The organism is Paraburkholderia sediminicola, assembly GCF_046026675.1.
GTDB lineage: Bacteria > Pseudomonadota > Gammaproteobacteria > Burkholderiales > Burkholderiaceae > Paraburkholderia > Paraburkholderia sediminicola_F.
Genome location: NZ_JAQQEY010000002.1, coordinates 1,147,361 through 1,165,891, shown reverse-complemented (window position 1 = coordinate 1,165,891; position 18,531 = coordinate 1,147,361). Strand labels below are relative to the sequence as shown.

Annotated in this window: 18 protein-coding genes; 4 read left to right on the top strand and 14 right to left on the bottom strand. The window is 61.2% G+C overall.

Going from position 1 to position 18,531, the window contains the following annotated elements; all coding sequences use genetic code 11:
- Positions 1-114: 114 nt before the first annotated feature.
- The 6 genes from PQQ86_RS25120 to PQQ86_RS25095 form a co-directional block, all read right to left on the bottom strand.
- Entirely contained in the window at positions 115-552 is a 438-nt protein-coding gene (locus PQQ86_RS25120) for a hypothetical protein (RefSeq protein WP_408273094.1), read from the bottom strand.
- 116 nt (positions 553-668) lie between these two features.
- Complete coding sequence (locus PQQ86_RS25115) at positions 669-1,697, bottom strand: helix-turn-helix domain-containing protein (protein ID WP_408273092.1); 1,029 nt, start codon at positions 1,695-1,697, stop codon at positions 669-671.
- 99 nt (positions 1,698-1,796) lie between these two features.
- Entirely contained in the window at positions 1,797-2,315 is a 519-nt protein-coding gene (locus tag PQQ86_RS25110; protein WP_408273089.1) for a 3'-5' exonuclease family protein, read from the bottom strand.
- Between the two features lie 166 nt (positions 2,316-2,481).
- Positions 2,482-2,736, bottom strand: a complete 255-nt coding sequence (locus tag PQQ86_RS25105) for a hypothetical protein (RefSeq protein ID WP_408273086.1) — start codon at positions 2,734-2,736, stop codon at positions 2,482-2,484.
- A gap of 64 nt (positions 2,737-2,800) precedes the next feature.
- The gene (locus PQQ86_RS25100) at positions 2,801-3,379 is read right to left on the bottom strand and encodes an HAD domain-containing protein (protein WP_408273084.1); all 579 of its coding nucleotides are present in this window, start codon (positions 3,377-3,379) and stop codon (positions 2,801-2,803) included.
- A 12-nt stretch (positions 3,380-3,391) separates the two neighbouring features.
- On the bottom strand, positions 3,392-3,829 hold the full coding sequence (locus PQQ86_RS25095; RefSeq protein ID WP_408273081.1) for a hypothetical protein: 438 nt from the start codon (positions 3,827-3,829) through the stop codon (positions 3,392-3,394).
- Between the two features lie 303 nt (positions 3,830-4,132).
- On the opposite strand from PQQ86_RS25095, the gene PQQ86_RS25090 reads away from it, so the two are divergent.
- Positions 4,133-4,453 carry a helix-turn-helix domain-containing protein gene (locus PQQ86_RS25090; protein WP_408273078.1) on the top strand — a complete coding sequence of 107 codons (321 nt, stop codon included), beginning with the start codon at positions 4,133-4,135 and terminating at the stop codon, positions 4,451-4,453.
- A 653-nt stretch (positions 4,454-5,106) separates the two neighbouring features.
- Here the strand turns inward: PQQ86_RS25090 and PQQ86_RS25085 are convergent.
- The 6 genes from PQQ86_RS25085 to PQQ86_RS25060 all read right to left on the bottom strand — a co-directional run bounded on the left by PQQ86_RS25085 (position 5,107) and on the right by PQQ86_RS25060 (position 12,040).
- The gene (locus PQQ86_RS25085; protein ID WP_408273075.1) at positions 5,107-6,357 is read right to left on the bottom strand and encodes a flavin-dependent oxidoreductase; all 1,251 of its coding nucleotides are present in this window, start codon (positions 6,355-6,357) and stop codon (positions 5,107-5,109) included.
- Between the two features lie 171 nt (positions 6,358-6,528).
- Complete coding sequence (locus PQQ86_RS25080) at positions 6,529-7,875, bottom strand: MFS transporter (RefSeq protein ID WP_408273071.1); 1,347 nt, start codon at positions 7,873-7,875, stop codon at positions 6,529-6,531.
- Between the two features lie 25 nt (positions 7,876-7,900).
- The gene (locus PQQ86_RS25075; protein ID WP_408273066.1) at positions 7,901-8,890 is read right to left on the bottom strand and encodes a substrate-binding domain-containing protein; all 990 of its coding nucleotides are present in this window, start codon (positions 8,888-8,890) and stop codon (positions 7,901-7,903) included.
- Positions 8,891-8,913: 23 nt separating this feature from the next.
- Positions 8,914-10,005, bottom strand: a complete 1,092-nt coding sequence (locus PQQ86_RS25070) for a porin (protein ID WP_408279356.1) — start codon at positions 10,003-10,005, stop codon at positions 8,914-8,916.
- A 136-nt stretch (positions 10,006-10,141) separates the two neighbouring features.
- Positions 10,142-11,158 carry a cupin domain-containing protein gene (locus PQQ86_RS25065; protein WP_408273064.1) on the bottom strand — a complete coding sequence of 339 codons (1,017 nt, stop codon included), beginning with the start codon at positions 11,156-11,158 and terminating at the stop codon, positions 10,142-10,144.
- A 27-nt stretch (positions 11,159-11,185) separates the two neighbouring features.
- Positions 11,186-12,040 carry a fumarylacetoacetate hydrolase family protein gene (locus tag PQQ86_RS25060; protein ID WP_408273061.1) on the bottom strand — a complete coding sequence of 285 codons (855 nt, stop codon included), beginning with the start codon at positions 12,038-12,040 and terminating at the stop codon, positions 11,186-11,188.
- Between the two features lie 323 nt (positions 12,041-12,363).
- Here PQQ86_RS25060 and PQQ86_RS25055 point away from each other — a divergent pair, with 323 nt between their 5' ends.
- Positions 12,364-13,404, top strand: coding sequence for a Gfo/Idh/MocA family protein (locus PQQ86_RS25055; protein WP_408273058.1), 1,041 nt, complete (start codon positions 12,364-12,366; stop codon positions 13,402-13,404).
- A gap of 193 nt (positions 13,405-13,597) precedes the next feature.
- Positions 13,598-14,575 carry a MarR family winged helix-turn-helix transcriptional regulator gene (locus PQQ86_RS25050; protein WP_408273056.1) on the top strand — a complete coding sequence of 326 codons (978 nt, stop codon included), beginning with the start codon at positions 13,598-13,600 and terminating at the stop codon, positions 14,573-14,575.
- A gap of 636 nt (positions 14,576-15,211) precedes the next feature.
- Here the strand turns inward: PQQ86_RS25050 and PQQ86_RS25045 are convergent.
- Both PQQ86_RS25045 and PQQ86_RS25040 read right to left on the bottom strand, forming a co-directional pair.
- Complete coding sequence (locus PQQ86_RS25045) at positions 15,212-15,796, bottom strand: hypothetical protein (protein ID WP_408273054.1); 585 nt, start codon at positions 15,794-15,796, stop codon at positions 15,212-15,214.
- Between the two features lie 322 nt (positions 15,797-16,118).
- Positions 16,119-17,876 carry a recombinase family protein gene (locus PQQ86_RS25040; RefSeq protein WP_408273051.1) on the bottom strand — a complete coding sequence of 586 codons (1,758 nt, stop codon included), beginning with the start codon at positions 17,874-17,876 and terminating at the stop codon, positions 16,119-16,121.
- Positions 17,877-18,157: 281 nt separating this feature from the next.
- Here PQQ86_RS25040 and PQQ86_RS25035 point away from each other — a divergent pair, with 281 nt between their 5' ends.
- On the top strand, positions 18,158-18,511 hold the full coding sequence (locus PQQ86_RS25035) for a hypothetical protein (RefSeq protein ID WP_408273049.1): 354 nt from the start codon (positions 18,158-18,160) through the stop codon (positions 18,509-18,511).
- The last annotated feature ends 20 nt before the right edge of the window (positions 18,512-18,531 follow it).

The window sequence follows — 18,531 nt, the reverse complement described above, 5'->3', positions numbered from 1 at the left end:
AGGCCGAATTGTGCACGTAGCTGGCCCGTCAGGTAATGGAGTAATGCAGCCGTTCAAACGGCGGGTTCGCCCGATCGCTGAACGGCAGGTTGTGGCCGGTTAGTAGCTCTGGCATCAGCGTTGGCCGTTGAGAAAGTCGAACCAGTCGTGCGCGTAAGCGCAGCCGTGATCAGGAATGCCCGAACCGGCCAGAGTCCGGTCGAAGAATGTTCTGGCAGGCTCGGGAATCTCGTCCAGCCGTACGTAACGGAAGCCTGCGTCGTTCATGCGAACCGGCACCTCTGGTTTCGCAGGTCTCAACGGTAACTCTTCACGCCCCTGATTCAGTGCCGTAGCAGGACAGCGCGCAACAAGGTCCCACACGCTGCCTGCCCATCGCGGATAACTACGCAGCACGGTGGGCTCACCCACCTCGCCGAGAACCTCATCTTCCAGAGCCACCCTGTAATCCGCGAGTGCCCCGCCACTCACTCGCGCGATATCCGCCGTCGCGATGACACGTTTTCCGCTTTCCCGTCCACCCGGCAGCAACTCAATGGTGACTCGAAGCATCCACATCTCCTTTTGATGACTCTCTCATTCGGTACAGCAGTCCTGCAAATGCATATCTGATCGAGGATTCGTACCCGCACCACGATCGCCTGCGAGTTAAACGGAAAATTCGCCGCTTACTTCGGGATGCTGGTGCAGGTCATCGCCATACTGGTATCAGCGCTGGCGATTCGCCGGGACAATATCTCGCCGGTGAATGCCTCAGCGCGTTCCATAGACAGCGACGGCCCGAGAAAATCGCGCATACGGCGATCGGCGACAGCGGTCGTCGACCGAAGGCCTGCCGCGCTGGCGTCCAGCACCACGATGTCAAACTCGAACTGTGCCGCCCTCACGATCATTCCGGCAATGGTCTGGTGCGCGTGCGAGAGCGTGATGCCGCACGCGACGGCGATGTCGATCAGTGGCCAGCGACGCGTGCCAATCCCGTAGCGGTGCGCAAGCAGGTCGGCATTCCGGACGGCTTTTGCATCCAGCGGCTGCTCCGGCCTGACGAGGTTGCGTCCGCGGGTGGCCAGACATTCCGCGACACGGCGGATTGCGGTTTCGAGCGTTTCAGCCTCGACGACCACGCGCCATCTGCCATCGCGCAACCCTGGATGTGCCGCCGGAGGCGCCAGCAGTTGATCCGGCGCAAGCAGGAGTGCACGCTCCCACGCGCGAAGACGCGCCGCGGTAAGCGCCTTCGGAAACGTCCCCTGCTCCCACTGCAACAGCGTGGGATTTGATACGGCACAGGCGCGCGCCACTTCCGCAACCGAAAGGCCTAGCTCCTCGCGCAACCGCCTGGCGTGAGGCCCGATTTCCCGGCACCGGGCCTGGGGAATTCGCGTCTGGAGATCCCCCCCTCCCTCTCGGGCCGCTGCACCTCCGGCATTGAACCCGGGATCCGGCAACGGCTCCATGTCGCGACTGAGCAGCCATCCTTGCGGCACCTGCAGGGCTGCTTCCAGCGTTTTCACAGTAGCTGTTGCAACGGTGTCGGGCCACCTCCCCCTCTCCCAGTGCACCAGGGTCGATTGCGCCACAGCCGCCATGGTGGCGAGTTCAGCCTGGGTCAATCCCAGCGCCCTGCGACGCTCACGCAGTCGCTGCGCGATCCGCCGTGCGTCGGATCGCGGAATCCATTCACGGCCTCCGGTCATCCTGGTCTCCTGCCTGGCATCTGCAATTTTTCATCGATCGGATGTTTTCGTCCGCCCCGGAAGCGTGCTCCTCCAGCGGCCGAGTCTCGTCCGCCGTATTCAGCCAGTAAAAGCGTGCGCATTGGCCCGCGCGTCATGCAGCGCATGGTGTTCGCCGCCATGCCGGGCGAAGTATTCAGCGCGCCGCTCCCGGTCGCGATGGCCCGCGATATTCTCGACCCGCCAGCCGCGTGGCAGGGGGCCACCCAGCAGGAACCGGAACAGGTTCAGGTCCGTCTCGCAGTCGTAGCAGAGTATCGGGCCGGAGTCGCCGGGTACGTTGCCGAGCCATGCGCGCAGTGCCTCGCGCAGCCGGTCAAACGGCATCGCGCGCCCCTCAAACTGGCCGAGCTGCGGCAGCACCACCTTGCGGACAAAGTCACTGCACCGTGCCAGATCGAAGTCGGTACGCTCGCCGTAGAACTCATCCCCGTTCTCGCCAGCGATGGCGAGACTGACCAGTTGGCAATGCCGGAAGTCGGTGAATTCCGTGTCAATGAAATAGCGGTTAATCGAGCCACCTTGCCGTTCGGCCGGCAGCGGCCAGAGCAGCGCGCCGTGGAAGGATGTATCCGTCATGTCCTGTTCTTCTTTCTGTTGCGGGCCCGCAGCGTGCGGCCCCGATCGCATCCCGTCCCGCAGCGGCATTCCCGGAGCCTTGGCCCGGTGATGCGGCCGGATGCTCCGTGTGCATCCAGATCACCCCAAGCGCCCGCGCCGTCAAAACCCGGCCGCCCGATGCTGCTCAGGGCGCACTCCCTTCTTCCGTCGGACCGTCTGCGGTTGCAGGCGCTTCCGGCTGCCCGGCGATCGCGTCCCGGCACAAGCGGCGCTTCCGCAGCCGCGGCCCGGCGAGTACGCTCACGTGCTCGGGAAACGGAATCGTGGCGGCCCCGGTAGCATCGTGGCGGGTAGCAAGCGCGAAGCGCCGCAGCCACGCGCGTAGCTGCGCGGACGTCTCGTCGGGAGGCTGTACCGGCGGTTTCCTGCGTCTGCTCATGTCATCTCCAGAGGATGCGCCCAGGATGAGGGCGAACTCACGTTGGCCGTGATAAGGCGGATTATCACGGCCCGCCTTCTTCCAGACGGTGCATTGCTGCGAGCCGCGTCTGCAACTCCATCAGGACCGCTGGCGCGCTGATGCCAAGCACCGGATCAGTTCGCACCAGGTTACCCCGGCACACCGACGGCCAGCCCGCATCATCATCGTCGAGCGCAACCCACGCTTCGGGCTGACGCCGGCACACATCGCCCCAGACCTGCACGCCACGCGGGATGGAACGGAACCACACCGGATCCATCCGGCCGTGGAAAGTCGCGCCGACCACGCGCCGGCGCAGTGCCGGCGGCAAACGGCGCGCAACTTTGCGGACGCTGCGAAACACCAGAACCCAGCTCGTTGACAGCACGATGCGCAATTCGGGATAGGACTCGAGGCAGCGCTCGAGTAGCGCCGCGTGTTCAAACACCACATGCCCTGGCGGGCTCGCGACATATGGTCCGGTACCAGGGCGACGCCACACGTCTTCCGGGTGGAGGACCCCATCGAAATCGAGGTACAGTACGAGGCCACCTCGCCACCGCGGCAGCACGTCCATCGACTGCCTGGGCAAGCGTGGTCCCACGCCCCTATGCGCGTCCATTGCCAGCGCCGCTCAGCGACTGGCCGGCTTGCCGGACGCTTTTGCGCGCCAGAGTCGCCTTCCGCGCGCAGGGCGTGTTGCAAGGGCACACGGTACCGAAAACGTGCGCCCCGCCGCTGTCGTGAACCGGGTTACCGTCACCAGCCGCTCGCCCTGACTGTACTGTTCTGGCTCGGTTACCCCCACCCGGATCTCGCTCAACGGATCGAGCGTCCACCGGTCGACCTCGTGTGCCAGTTGTGTGCTCAGCACAGCGGCCCCTCGTAGCACGACATCCCCGCCGACGAACCGCTCAAGATGCGGTGCCATCGCGGACAGGTCCAGTAGCATGATTGTCGGAATGACACGCGAGCGTGCCGGCGACACCCGCAGGATCAACATGTCCCGCGGAATCAGCTGCTCGATTGCCGACCACGTGCTGGCGCCCGGTAGCTCGTCGAAAAAAGGCATTGCATACGGAGGCTTCCTGTTCTTTTCACTCGTCACAAACATACTGCCTACTACCTCGAACGCTATCGTAATGAATCAATTACCTGATGACGACGCGCGCCTTCGCCAGGAAACAACCACAGCATCGAGCAAATCTCGCCGACATCAAAAAAAATTGCAAACCCTTACTGCATAAGGATCGCACACACATACCGTCCACTTAATTCCCAGTTCACTGGGAAGACAAATTATAGCGTCAACTGGACAGTTCTCCCATTTCACTGGGAGAGAATTTTGGAATTGGCCGTAGTCTTTGGCGCGGTCTTGCGCGAGCATCGTCTTCGTGCGGAGCTTACCCAGGAACAGCTCGCCTTCGAGGCTGATATCCGGCGCAACTACGTCAGCATGCTCGAGCTGGGTCAAAATCAACCCACGCTGACGATGTTGTTTGCGCTTGCGGCCGCCTTGAGGTGTGCGCCAAGCGATCTGCTCGCTGACGTCGAACGAAAGGTGCAGCGGATGCGGAGGTCGAAGAAGGCCGTGCTGAAGAAGGCAACACCCAGGCGCGTCACAGCGGCCGTCGAGAAAGTGCAGACAGATTCCCCGACAGGAAAGCGTAGTCGGCGCGTCCGTACCGACACGTAAGCCAGCCACGCCCTGCCCTAACCCTCACCTCGTGGCGTGCCGTAGTCTCTGACTAAAACAAAGAGAGCTGAACTGGCACGACATCTATGCTTGGGGCAGAACACTCTCCTACAGATAGGAGCATTGCCGGAGGAGCGTCCACCGGCCTCTCAGGCCAGCCTTTCGAACGGCGCTTGACCACATGCTGGCCATTTTTTATGCAAACCGCCGTTGTTTTCATGATTCGTGACGCTCCCCGATGCCCGATGGAAGGAAGTCGGCCATAGCAGGCATTTACTTATTGGCGCCAAGCGGCGCCTGTAGGTTGAACATCCATCCATTCCGTGGCCGTTCTGAACGACGGCTTACGCTTTCAGCAAACGCGTACTTTCGCCCCCAAACGGACGCACAACCAAAGCAGCTGACTGTCCGTTGCTCACGCTATACCCGTCAGTCTCCGGTCGAATACAGAGAGATTTGAAGCGTTGATCGGTAGTGGTGCGCCGCGACGTCGTCGGCCAACTCGCTCCTAACGTGCGGCCGGTACAGTGCCGCCCGGCAAATCGTCACATTGGGAACAGCATCCACTTCCCGGCTGAGTATTGGCACCGGCCACAAACCTGTGACCGGAACCTGTCCGCTCGCTGAGTCGGCTAGTCGTCGCAATGCAGAAGTTAGCGAGTCAGAGAGTCGGCGCTGAAACCGGCAACCTGCTTATAACGCAGTTGCCACTGTTTGCGTTCTTCATGCGAAATCACTTCGTCGATATCGTTGAACGGTTTGCCGCCGGTGCGTTCGTCGACCACCAGCAGGATCGCGTCCGGCGCAATTTCCCGGTTCGCGAGCACTACGTCCGAGGTCGCCTTCAGCCGGCGTCGTTCGTATTCAACCAATGCCTGCGGCCAGTCGTTCGAGTCGGTGAGGAGACCCGCAAGCGTCGTCGCATCGATGATCGCCTGCGCTGCCCCGTTCGAACCGCGCGGCATCATCGGATGCGCTGCGTCGCCGAGTAGCGTCGCGCGCCCCCTCGTCCAGAAGGACAGCGGATCCTGATCGACCATTGGATACTCGTATACCGCGTCTGCTGCCCGAAGCATCGCCGGAACGTCGAGCCAGTCGAACCGGCAATGCTCGAACAGATGCACGAAATCTTCGAGACGGCCCGCACGATTCCAATCCCGTTGCTGTTCCTCGGGCCGGGCGAATTCGATCACCCAGTTCATCAGTTGATGCCCCTCGCTGTCGATGTCGTCGCGAATGGGGTAAGTAATCAGCTTGCCGGTACGGAACGTGCCGATATAACACATGCTGGCGCCGGACTGGAACGGCTTCCAGCGCGTGACCCCGCGCCATTGCGTCGAGCCTTGATAGCGCGGCGTCGCTTCCTTCGGATGAAATTGCTCGCGAACCGCCGAGTGCACGCCGTCGCAGGCAATCAGCACTTTTCCGGACACGTCCGGCAAGCGGCTGCCGTCCACTGCGTCCTCGAAGTGCGCGGTGACCCCGTCGGCATGCTGATCGAAGCCGATGCATCGTTGACCCAGGACTACGGCGTCTGCCCCAAGACGCTCGCACACCGCGTCGTAAAGCGTCATGTGCAGATCGCCGCGATGAATCGACACCTGCGGCCAGTCCAGTCCGGCGAATTGCCCACGGGGTTCGTGGTCGACCAGTTGTCCGTGGTTCGTGTAGAAACTATATTCGCGCGTGAGAATGCCTTTTGCGCAAAGCGCCTCCTTCAGACCGAGCGAATCCATTTCGCGCATCGCATGCGGCAGCAGATTGAGGCCAACGCCGAGCGGTTTGAGTTGCGGGACCGCTTCAAAGACCCGGCACTGCACACCTGCCTTGTGCAGCGCGAGGGCGAGCGTCAAGCCGCCGATCCCGCCACCCACGATGATTACCTCTTCCATCCTGTTGTTCATACATCACTCCACTTGATCGTTAATCGCGCGCCGGCACTGCTCGTGTCGACGAGGCAGGTCAGACGTGCGGGGTCATACGGACATGCTGTGTACCGCAGCTGGATGCGTCGTCGCTACGACGCTTCGCGATGCGATAAGGCTGACTGCTGCCGCGCCACAATCGGCCGCGGCTCAATGTCCAACCGCCTCGGCAACCGGTGCGCGCGCCGTCCTGCGCCACATGTTGTGAATGGTCAGCGCGGAAATGACGACCGGCAGACCGGCCAGCACGAAAATCAATGGCGTCGAAAAGCCACGCGCCAGCATCAGGCCGCCCACCAACGGACCGCCGATCGAAGCGAGCCGCCCGGCGCCCAGTGCCCAACTGATGCCCGTTGAGCGCATCGAAGTCGGATAGAACGCAGTGAGCATCCCGTCGGCGCCGCCTTGCCCCCCGTTCACGAAGAGGCCGATCATGAAGGCCGCGGCGTACATGGCGCCGACGTTGCCCATCGCTAATCCCATCGAGGCGACCGCCGCCGCGCCGGCAAGATGCACGGGCACGAGAATCGAAAAGCTACCCAACCGGTCGACGATCCGTCCAATCAGCACAGAACCGATCGTCGCCCCGATTAACATCGCCGACGTGACATGGCTGGGTACGGCGCCGTCGAGGCCCGAGCGCAGGATCAACGACGGCAGCCAGACGCCGAGGAACGTGATCTCGAGCAGGTTCATCGCCATGATCAGCCACAGCGAAACGGTGCCAAGCGCACGCCCTTTTTCGAACAACCGTCCGACTGGATTGCGTGCAAGCCCTTCTTCCTGTACGTAGAAAATCGCGGCCGGCGGCGCCTGCCATTGCGGATTTATCTTGGTTAGGAGCACCCGGATACGAGCTTGCGACATCGCTGTTTTGCGCAGTGCGAGCATCCGGATTGATTCCGGCAATAGCCCAATCAACAGCAACGCCGTGACGCACGGTGCAACCCCGCCAACGATATAGAGCGAGCGCCACCCGTGGTGTGGCAACAGTTGCGCCGAGACGAAACCTGCCAGCGCCGCGCCGAACGGGACCGCGCAGATCAGCATGACCACGACGGTCGAACGCGTACGTTTCGGTGCAAGCTCGGCGCACAGCGCGATCGCGTTCGGCACAGCGGCGCCGAGCCCGAGGCCAGTCAACACGCGCCAGAAAAAGAACTGCCCGGCGTCGGTCGCGGTGCAACTCAACAACGTGAACAGACCAAACGCCGCGGTCGATCCAATTACGAGCCAACGGCGGCCGATGCGATCGGCCAGCGGCCCCCCGAGCACGCCGGCGACGCTTGCAAGAACGCTCGCCGTGAAGAGATAGGACAGCTGTTGCGGACTCAGTTGCCATTCAGACTTGATCGCCGGGGCGACGAAGCCAAGCGAGAACTGGTCAAACCCATCGAGCAGCGTGACCAGCATGCATAGCGCGATGATCACGATCTGCCACGATCTCACTCCCCACGCGTCGATCAATCCGCCGACGTCCACCTTTTCCGAATTCATCTCGTCTCCTCCATCTACACGGTTATTAGATCTTGACGCTATCCAGCGTGGTCGCGGCAAACAGATCGGCCGGCGTCATGCGGCGTGCCGAAAGCCCCTGTTCATGGTGATAGCGCGTGAACGCGTCGAGTGTTCCCTCGTTTCCCGCGACGCCGTACGACCACCAGCTCTCACCCATCCGGGCGACCGTCTCCTCGTATTCGCTGACGAGCCACGGCAACATGACCTTCAGCGCAGCCTGTTGTCGCAATTCGCCTTGGGCAATCTGCTTCGCCTGCGCGAACGCCTTGTAGACACTCGACGGAAGCCATGGGTACTGCTCGACGAGCGACTCGCGTATGCCGATCACGTGCATGATTGGAAAGATCCCCGTATCCGCATAATAGTCACGCTCCACGGCGGCAAAGTTCGGGAACAGCCGTCCGATATTCGGCTCGCGATTGACGAAGCACTTGGGCTCGCGTGGCGCGATGAATGCATGGATGCGTCCATCTCTCAACCACTCGGTGAGCGTTTGCGTATCGGGAATGCGCTTCACGTGGATGTCTGCCCGCGCGGTAAAGGAAACTTTCTCGTGGCGGCCGGGATCGTCGACGCCGCCGGTCCACCATTCGATCGCCTCCGCTGGGACGCCGTACTGATCCTGCAGCAGGCCGCGCTGCCAGACGCCTGCGGTCAACTGATATTCCGGTGTGCCGACCGGCCGGCCGGCGAGATCTTCGGGACGTTCGATACCGAGATCGGTCCGCACGTAAATCCCCGAATGGCGAAACGACCTCGAGAGGAAGACGGGAATAGCAACATACGGACACGCGCCGCGCGAGCGCAACATCGTGTAGCTGCTGAACGACAGTTCCGTGACGTCGAACTCCGCGCCGTTCAAGGCACGGAAAAATGTCTCTTCTACCGGCAGATTCAGCAGATTGGCATCGCAGCCCTCGATCGCAACGCGACCGTCGAACAGCGCCCGGGTTCGGTCGTAATCCCAGCATGCGACCGTAAGCGGAACTTTCATGTCTGATCCTTCAGATGAGTGCGTTAAAACTTATGACGAATACCGGCCACAATCGCTGTCTGGCTACTGTTGCTCGACGGCGAGAACAGATAGATGTCCGCCTTGGCGCCGGCCGCTTTTTGGTAGTTGCCGAACACGTACACGTCCGTACGCTTCGACAGGAAGTAATCGATGCACAACTGACCCATGTTCCAGTGCGGCGCATGGTCATAACCGCCGTATTTGCCGCTCGTGTAGATATAAGCGGCCGACAGCATCAACGCCGGGGTGAGGAAATACGATGCGTTGACGTCGACGTTATCCAGATGCAGGCTGGTGCGATCCAGATAATCGTAGCGCACGTCCGTCACCATGCCCGCCATGCGCAACGCTCCCACCGTGTACTGCCCACCCACGCCGAATTCCCGCTGACGCCGCACGCCAGCATTGGAGTTCAGCGGGCTCGAGTGGAACAGCACAAACGGTGCGCCTGCGTAGTCGTCAGTAACTGCCCCGTTCGCGTTGCCGCCAATACCGGGGTTGTCGGTGTTGAGAAACACCGCGGCGAGTTTCAGACCGCCGTTTTCATAGGCAGCACCGGCGCTGACCGAGCGGTTCATCGCCCATTGGCCAGCCGCATTGCTCATCGCATACATCACCTCGCCGCGCAGTCCCGCAAAAATCGGCGTCTGATACTTCAACGCGTTGTTGTAGCGATAGCTGCCGAATACGTTGTCGTTGTCGCCGATGTGCGCGCCGAGCCCTTCCGCAGCCACGGGCGCCTCGAAGCCGGTCAGATAATCGAACGGCACGTCGTACTGACGGCCGGCCGTCAGGGTTCCCCATGTGGCACTGCTCAATCCGACGTAGGCCTGGCGACCAAACATGCGGCCACCCTGCTGAAACTTGCCGTTCGTGATATCGAACCCGTTCTCGAGTGTAAAGACGGCGCGTAGCCCGCCGCCCAGGTCTTCCGCGCCGCGCAGGCCGACGCGGTTGTTTTGCATCGTGCCGGGAATAAGCTTCACGTTCGACTTGCCGCCTTCGTTGCTGACGTATCCGATCCCTTCTGAAAGAAGCCCATACAACGTCACCGTGCTTTGTGCGTGAGCGGCGGGTGCATGCGTCCCGAGCATTGCCGCCGCTGCGATGCAGCCCGTTACGAGGCGCAACCCTCCCTGTGTTTTCGTCGTTTGCATCAAAGTCTCCAAGATTGTTTTATCGCCGTCGTTGCGGCTTTTACTGCGCGGTTGGGAAAGAGAGGCCTGGCAGCTACTCGGTCTGCTCGATCAGCAGATGCAGCTTCGCGAGCAGGTCCCGATCGGTCATGATGAACAGCCGGGCGTTGACGTCGGTGGAAGTGGACTGATGGCTGGTCCAGTGCCAATGGGGAATCGTGAAGACGTCGTTCCTGCTCCACTCGATCGTCGTGCTGCCGATCGTCGAACGTCCTTCACCCTCGACCACGAGACAAATGGCGTTCGACGTGCTGCGCGACGCGCGCGTCTGCGCGTGCCTGGCGAGTTCGAGCATGTAGCAGTCGAGGGTTGGCATGATTGCGCCGCCGGTCAGGGGATTCACGTAGCGCATCCGCTTCGAGCCGTCCGGCGCCGACGGCATCGCGGCTAACGCATTCAGCGTGTGTTTTCCCGAGTATCGATAGAGCGGCGAGAAAGGCACCGGCGCATGCGGCGGATCGGGCACGAAGCCGCCGCCCAGCAACGACGCGTCCGCGAGCGCCGACGCGTCCTTCGGGTAGCTCAGATCGTCCGGCGCTTCCTCGAAGAAAAATCCGTCGAGATACTGTACGAGCGGCACGTCGAGGCCGTCGAACCAGACGATGCGCTCATCCGTGTCGTTCACATGCTCATGCCAGCACCACGCGGGGTTCGTGATCAGGTCACCCGGTGCCATCGGGCACTCCTGCCCGTTGACGAACGTCGCGCCGCCTTTGCTCGACATGATGAAGCGCAGCGCCGACGCGCTATGTCGATGCGGACGCGCGGACTCGCCGGCCTCGAGAATCTGAATGCCGGCTTGCAGATTGGTGGTCGTCACGACTCTCGGCGCGAAAGCGGGATTGGCGAACAGCACCACGCGGCGCTCCGCGGTTTCGAGCGACACTTCGCGCGCCGCGGTGTCGACCAGGCCGGCGAGATCGGCCCATGACCAGTGCATCGGCTTGTCGGCGCAGCGCGGCTCACGGCTCGCGATTTTCATGTACAGCTCCCACAGCGGGGCCGTATCGAGTTCGTCCATCCGCGTGAGCAACTTGTCGTATTCGTTCATGATCAGTTTCCGATATGGGCGCGCCGACTAGATCGCATTGACCGCCACGCGCATCGAGCCGATGCCGGCGATCCGGGCCTCGATCGTGTCGCCGGGGACTACCGGCCCGACACCGGCCGGCGTGCCGGTCAGAATGATGTCGCCGGGATGAAGCGTGTAGAAACGCGACGCCATTTCGATGAGGCCCGGGACGTCCACGATCAGGTTTCGGGTATTGTTCTTCTGACGCGGCTCGCCGTTCACGGTCAGTTCGATATCGAGCTGGGACGGATCGCTCAAGTCGTCGGCGGTGACCAGCCACGGGCCTACCACGGCAAAGCTGTCCACCGACTTTCGAAATGACCGCTCTTCCGGGCCGCGAACGGTCATGTCCAACCCGATTGCATAGCCCGCGACGTGCGACAACGCATGCTCACGGCTCACGCGATTCGCCGCTTGACCGATCACGACAGCCAGTTCCAGTTCGTGATCGTTGCGCCGGTCGAGATGGCGCAGCCGCACGCCTTCCGTCGGCCCGACAAGAGCACTAGCAGACTTGAGGAAAAGTCCAGCCTCCTGGATCTTGTTCAGGTGCTGATAGAAATTGGCCGGATCGGCATCGGCCTCGTTCTTGTGGTCGAGATAGTTGACGGGCGCGCAGACGATCTTGCTCGGCGTGGCCACCGGTGCGTAAAAATCGACCGACGTAACCGACTGCGCCGCCGCACCTGGCCGCACGTCGCGAACGGCCTGCAGCACGAGGTTCCAATGCCTGAATAGCGCATCGCCGAATGGCTGAGGCCAACGTTCTTGCGGCAGCACATCGAGCGCGGAAGTCACGTCGAATACAAGCTTGTCTTCGACGACGCCGAGACGATTCTGGTTGAAACGGCACAAACGCATTGCATGCTCCTCCGTTGGTATGACGTGAGCCTTAGCTTGCGCCGCTCACTGATCTCTCATATAGTACGTACACAGATTATCACAGTACTTTTCATTGTCAAGACAGAACGCGGCAAACGCCTGAATGCAGCGGCTGCTGAAGAACCGGTCTGGAAGGAAACGGTGCGGAAACGGAGAGGCACCTCCTTGCCTGCCGTTCAAGGGCGCCGCAGCGAAAATCGACCAATCGTTTGCCGGCGCGTCAACGCCGGCTAAGTGAGCGTGGCAGGACACTCGTCAGCGATGAGGTTCTGTGACACGATATTGAAGAGGAGACTTAAGAGATGACTATCCGGATCGCCGCGCTAGGCGTGAGCCACTGGCATTCCATCTATGACGCGGCCTACTTGCGGCATCTCGCGCGGATGCCCGACGTCGAACTGATTGGCGTTCAGGACAGCAACCCAGCTGTCGCTGCGCAGCGTGCCGCGGAAGTGGGCCACCCGGCCGTGTTCGCGAGCGCCGCCCAGATGCTCGATACGCTGCGCCCCGATTTTGTGGTGGCGTTGGGGCGGCATGACACCATGGCGGGGGTCGCGCACGATCTGCTCGAACGGCGGCTGCCGTTCCTGATGGAAAAGCCCATGGGACTGAATGCGAAGGAAGTCGCGACAATCGCCGAAAGAGTTCGTGCGCAAGGTTCGTATGTTGCAGTCCCGATGCCGCAGCGCGACTCCGCTTTCGTACGGCACGCGCGCAGGATGCTCGCCGAAGGGGTCTTCGGACCGCTATCGCATCTGTACATCCGGACCAACCGATTTACGTCGGCCCGCTATCCCGCCTGGAATTGCGAGTGGATGCTGGATCTGCAAGCGTCGGGGGGCGGCTGTCTGCGCAATCTCGGCATGCACGGACTCGACATCTTTCTCACTCTGACGGGTGAAACTGCACGCGTTACCGGCGCACAATTCGGCCATCATGCATTGAGAACCCGCGTGGAAGACTATGCGAGCGTACTTTTACGAACGCCCACCGGGGTATGCGGCACCCTCGAAGTGGGCAATACCTACCCCCGCCGGACAACGGAAGGCGTCCAACCTGGAGCGGGGCGCGACAAGCTGCTCGATGGCGCGGATGGCGAGTGGAAAATCGTCGGGCGCGACGCATTGCTGATGGCCAAGGACGGCAACATCCGTATCGTGACTGCCGACGGAGAACAGAATTTTTCTGACCTGCCGACGGAAAATCCGGCGTACCACTGCCTCGCCAGCATCCTGGCAGCGTGGCGGGATGGATTACCCCCGCCCGTCGGCGTCGAAGATTGCCTGAACGCTGTTCGTCTGATCGATGAAGCCTATGTGTTGGGCAACGCAACAGCCGTGTGACAGGTGAATTGACGCACCCGCCGGACCGCCCGCGCAGCAGCGCCGACCCTCGGCCTGCTGCTTGCAACGCAAGCTTGAAGGACGCCGGGGACGTGCAGTTTCTGCGCGTCCCGGTGAATCGTCACAGGACGGAGTATCGTGCGCCGCGTGCTATGATCTGACGATCAAATTTCATGCGGCGCAACTCGATCCCGTGGTTCAGAAAACTCTTTCCGAAGTCCTTTACAAGAAGCCCGGCCACCTGATTCGCCGGCTACAGACGCTCGCCGTTACGCTGTTTCTCGAGGAAGCGGACGGTCTCGACACGACCTTCGATCAGTTTTGCGTGCTTGCCGCAGTGATGGCTTCCCCCGATGCCGATCAGTTGCGCATTGCGCAGGCCACCGGCTTCGACCGATCCACAGTGTCGGGTGTCCTGACCCGACTCGAAGGTAAATCGCTGATCACACGCGAGACCGACGCCGAAGATCGTCGGGCGAAAGTCATTCGGGCAACGAAAAGCGGACAGGCGATGTACCGCAAGCTTGGCGAGTCTGCAGATCGAGCGGACGCGCGCCTGCTGGAGGCATTGACGGCCCGCGACCGAAAGCGTTTCTCACGCATGCTGGCGGCCCTGGTTCGCGATACCAACGAAGTCTCGCGCGTGCCAATGGGAAGCCCGGAAGACAACGCATCACTTGGCCGCTCCCTGTATAGCCGGCCGACCTACCAGATGCGTCGCCTGCAACAGTTTGCTGTCACTGTGTTTCTCGAAGAGACCGCCGGCTACGACATTACGCCGGTGCAGTTCGGCGCGCTGGTATCGGTGCTCGCCCGACCGGGCATTGATCAGATCCGGCTGTCCCAAACAGTAGGCTTCGATCGCAACACCCTTTCCGGTGTGCTCGAACGGCTAGAAACCAAGGGCTTGATCACACGGGAGCCGAGTGCTACGGACCGTCGAGCGAAAGTCCTGTTTTTGACCGCTGCCGGCCATCAACTGTACGAGACGCTTTTTGAGGGGACTGAACGGTCGAACATTCGAATGCTGCACGGGCTCGATGAGGCCGAGCGTAATGTGTTTCTCGCGATGATGGAGCGCATCGTGTGGGCTCACAACGAAACCAGCAGGGCTCCGGTAGATGAATCTCATGCTGGCGGTGCGACCGGTCAGCTTCGTGCCGACGCCTGAGCGGCAGCACGACGATGAGCGTGCGTCATATAGGATGAACTGAAGCCTTTCAATCGATTCATGAATTACGACGGACAGTTTGCGTGAAGACGGTGAAGACTGCGGCTATCATCGCGAACGCTCAGAGCCGGTCCACAGACGAGTTGAGCACAGCAAAGCGAGCTTCAGGGCGTTGCACGTCGCTGCACAGTTCATTGTCGAACTGCTTGGAATCGAAAGCGAGATGGGTAACCTCCCGTAAGCCGTTGATCCAAAATTGGAGCATCTTTATCCTGCGCAGCGGACAGTTCTAGATTTCGCTCACGCTCTCCGGGCTCTCTTAAGCGGTCAATCCCTCACGATAGGCCGCAGCGCTCAATGCACTGGCGTGACTGGACGGAAGAACCTTGAACAACATTTGTGCGAACGTCGGTTGTCAGCGCAACAGCAGGCGCACCGTCGACACCGAGCTATGTCGCTTCCTGGCCGATTGCGGTAGTTCGAAAATCTTCGCCCGATTAACTTGAGCGGCCCGTTTCTGCTGAAGTGGAAACGAACCGCCTTCAGATATGTGAAGCCTCCCACTTTGCAAGGACCTCTACCTGTAGTTCACACCGCAGCGAGCTATTTTTCCAAAGCCTGCACGTCGGATTCCGTTCAGCGCCGCCTGCGATACGCAGCCTGAGTGGCAGGCGCATACGGCAATTTCATCCGCCGCTTCGGTGCAGTCGCTGTCTCCGAAGCTGATACAAGGTGCCCAAGTGTCGCGGCGGCGCCCGGAGTGTGTGACTGTAGCCACGCTGTGACGACGTCATCACGCATCCAGCCCCTGACGAAGCTCGCGGTCAAGGCGAGACAGTAGAGGTCATCGTGATAGCCCGGCGTCAGGGACTGCATTGTCTTCTGCATGTGCGTAAGACCCTTTTCCATCCCGGAAAGCAGCCTTGCGCGATGGCAGTCAGACTGCCGGCCGCGCGGATCGTCGGCGCGTTGCGATGCAGGAGTGGCCACGAGTAATGCGCGCGCAAGATCGCCCGAACAGTTGTCCGCCCCAACCATCACCAGCGCTGCGGTCAGCTGACGCGATGTGACCATCCGCCTGAGCGCAGCCAAGGTGCGGTCCGGCAGTCGGTATCCAGCCAGCAGTGTGAGTGCCTCCGGACAGATGCCTGCGGGACCTGCCTGCCCTGTGGAGGTTTCCATGGCCCGGGCGACGAATCTGGCAGGACGGGCGGTGGTCATGAACTCCTTCCGCTCAGGCGAGTTCGAAGCAGTCGTGGCATCGTAACGAACCCCTGACGTCTTAGCAGCGCCACAAACGCGGGATCGGACAATAGCTCCCGCAGCACACTTTCCAGAATGGCCATCTCCGCCCGGACGGATTTCATCCGTCTAAGAAGAGTCTGCTGCCGCGCGCGTTGGAGCATCAAAACCTTTCGCGCCCTGGCTTCGGGCGTTGATTTCCGGTTCGCGGGACACCGGTCGTCGCGCAACGAGGCCTGGCCCTGGTCGTCCGCCGGGACAGCCAGATCCGAACTGACTGGAATCGCCCGTGCCATGGCATCTAACTCGCGGCCGAACTGGAGACTACTGGCAGCACTTCGAGCGAAACAGTGTCCGCTAGCGCAAGGAGTGCTTTCAGATCGAGACGTCGGTACGGTTCAAAATGGGACTGGCCATGACGGAACACCACGGTGTATTCGCCTGCACGGAGACTGCCGCGCGGCAGAATATGGAAATCAAGCAGTTCTGTGCCCGTGCGTTCGATACGACCATAAACCAGAAAGTCGATCGCGAAGCAGTCCGGCCAACGTGCGGTCCAGTACGGCAGATGCCCCTGGATCATCCACGGACGGCGCACGACCAGTTGCATCCGTAGTGCGCCATCGACGCACAGCGTGGCGGTGTGCTTTTCATATCGAACGTCGTGTCCGAGTTCGCACAGCATTGCAGAAACACTGTCCGCGACGTGTCGTTCCATACGACGTTCGACACATCGGTTTTCGGAGCGCTCGGGATCGAGGTTCGGCGCATAGCCGATGGCTTTATACGCTTCGTTGAGACTGCCAAACTCGTGCGCCACCTGCTCCGCCGACGGTCCGCTTCGGTAGTGTCTCAGTAACTTCTGATTGATTTTGCCTGCCCGGCTTATGATCTTGCGCATGCCATCAATGATCTCTTCACGCGTCGGTCCGCGCCGGCTATGTGCGAGCCTGGCCTGAACCGCTGCAAAGAGCCGCCTGTCAACCACAGCGGCGAACGCGCCCGGTACCCTTATCCACTCGTCATGGGGGACCTGTCGCCAGGGACTATCGAGTTTGGACGTCGTGCGACTGTACACATTGGTGCCGATGTACTTTTCGTTGCACAGGATTCGCATGATGTGCTGACCCTGCCAGGGGCGCCCGCCCCCGTTGACGATCCCAAAGTCGTTCAGGCGTTGCGCTATGCCAGTCGCCGTGACCGGCTGCGTCGCATACCACTCGAACATCTTACGGACGATGGCCGCTTCGCCCGAGGAATCCGGGACAACGATGACACGATCGGTCTGCACGTTCTTGTATTCATGGCGGCCAAGTGGTTGCCGGATCTCCCTGCGGGCGTTGACGAGCACGCGGCGCAGACCATAACCCACAGGCCCCGCAGTGTGAAATCCGCGCTGGACGTTCAGACAGTGGCCTAGGAATATCTTGCGCGACATCTCCCGACTGAATTCACCGGCCATCGCTCGCTTCATCGCTTTCAACACCGACGAGAGTGGACTGCCGTCGTTCTCAAAGGGCTCCGCGATATAAATAATGTTCACGCCAGCGCGGCGGCATGTGTACTCATAGAAGGCACTCTCATCGACATCCTGGAAACGTCCCCAGCGGCTGACGTCGTACACCAGAACGCTGGAAAACCTGCGAGCGGGATTTTCCACATCGAGCAGCAGCTGGATCAGTGCTGGCCGGTCGCGCAATGTGAGACCGCTGATGCCCGCGTCTTCGTAGTCCCGCACGATCCGTATGTTGTGTGTGGCTGCATACCGGGCAATCGCTTCGCGCTGAAAGAACGGAGAGTATTCCTGGTGATCGGTGGACATGCGAATGTACTGCGCGGCCCGGGGCGGCGCAGCCGGGTGAGTAGAAGTCGTCCGGGCGGGGGACATGGAAGCTCGACTGACGGTAAGCTTCAGTGCTAGTGTTTTTCGCCACGAAGTCAAGATCGGCGATGACGGTTGCCGCGAGAGGCGACCGGCATTATTGCCCTGCGCCCGCTCCAGCCCGCCATCAGAAACATTCGCGGCGACGCTATGCGTGGAATTACTTGGGGCCGACAATTCGCAGGGCTACGAACGCTTAAAGCCCGGTCGCAGCTCCAATCCTGCACGGAGGTTCCAGTGAACGAAACCCAGGCGAACAAATGCACTGAAGTTCGCCTTCATGCGGCGATTATTGAGGACGGCTGTCAACGTGCGATCATCGTCTGTGCCGACATGCTGGACGTCACCTAGACAAACGGCGCTTACGAGCAACTATGCGAGGTTCGGGACGCTTCGCCAGGTCCTCACGTTTCAGCTAAGGCAGCACAACACAATGCTGACCGGATACGGTACAACTGATGATCGAATCTACCGGATTGGACGAGGAAGCACGCGCCGAACTGCTCTGCTATCTTGCAACAGCGCAGCTTGTCTCCAGGGCGCGCGGCGGTGATTGGCTACGCACAGACCACCTCGTCGAGTCGACCCGCATCTGGCTGGCCGGAAACGGCGCGAAGGCCAACTGGTCAGAGCGGGTGCAACTTGGCACTCTCTCAGAAAAGATCGCGCTCGACCTGACAGGTCTGCCGGGTTTCGGCGATCCGGAATACCTGGCAAGACTGTTCACCGACGGCTGGAGACTGGACTATCGATCGCCTGTTGTGCGTGGAATCTACTCAGCTTGCGTGGCCGAGTTGAGCGGGGAGGCATGACCTGGTCGTCACTCTGCCTT

Coding starts and splice junctions, on each gene's coding strand:
- PQQ86_RS25035 (WP_408273049.1), top strand. CDS start 18,158: ATGATCGAATCTACCGGATTGGACGAGGAAGCACGCGCCGAACTGCTC.
- PQQ86_RS25110 (WP_408273089.1), bottom strand. CDS start 2,315: ATGACGGATACATCCTTCCACGGCGCGCTGCTCTGGCCGCTGCCGGCC.
- PQQ86_RS25105 (WP_408273086.1), bottom strand. CDS start 2,736: ATGAGCAGACGCAGGAAACCGCCGGTACAGCCTCCCGACGAGACGTCC.
- PQQ86_RS25085 (WP_408273075.1), bottom strand. CDS start 6,357: ATGAACAACAGGATGGAAGAGGTAATCATCGTGGGTGGCGGGATCGGC.
- PQQ86_RS25075 (WP_408273066.1), bottom strand. CDS start 8,890: ATGAAAGTTCCGCTTACGGTCGCATGCTGGGATTACGACCGAACCCGG.
- PQQ86_RS25070 (WP_408279356.1), bottom strand. CDS start 10,005: ATGCTCGGGACGCATGCACCCGCCGCTCACGCACAAAGCACGGTGACG.
- PQQ86_RS25055 (WP_408273058.1), top strand. CDS start 12,364: ATGACTATCCGGATCGCCGCGCTAGGCGTGAGCCACTGGCATTCCATC.
- PQQ86_RS25120 (WP_408273094.1), bottom strand. CDS start 552: ATGCTTCGAGTCACCATTGAGTTGCTGCCGGGTGGACGGGAAAGCGGA.
- PQQ86_RS25065 (WP_408273064.1), bottom strand. CDS start 11,158: ATGAACGAATACGACAAGTTGCTCACGCGGATGGACGAACTCGATACG.
- PQQ86_RS25080 (WP_408273071.1), bottom strand. CDS start 7,875: ATGAATTCGGAAAAGGTGGACGTCGGCGGATTGATCGACGCGTGGGGA.
- PQQ86_RS25095 (WP_408273081.1), bottom strand. CDS start 3,829: ATGCCTTTTTTCGACGAGCTACCGGGCGCCAGCACGTGGTCGGCAATC.
- PQQ86_RS25100 (WP_408273084.1), bottom strand. CDS start 3,379: ATGGACGCGCATAGGGGCGTGGGACCACGCTTGCCCAGGCAGTCGATG.
- PQQ86_RS25060 (WP_408273061.1), bottom strand. CDS start 12,040: ATGCGTTTGTGCCGTTTCAACCAGAATCGTCTCGGCGTCGTCGAAGAC.
- PQQ86_RS25045 (WP_408273054.1), bottom strand. CDS start 15,796: ATGACCACCGCCCGTCCTGCCAGATTCGTCGCCCGGGCCATGGAAACC.
- PQQ86_RS25115 (WP_408273092.1), bottom strand. CDS start 1,697: ATGACCGGAGGCCGTGAATGGATTCCGCGATCCGACGCACGGCGGATC.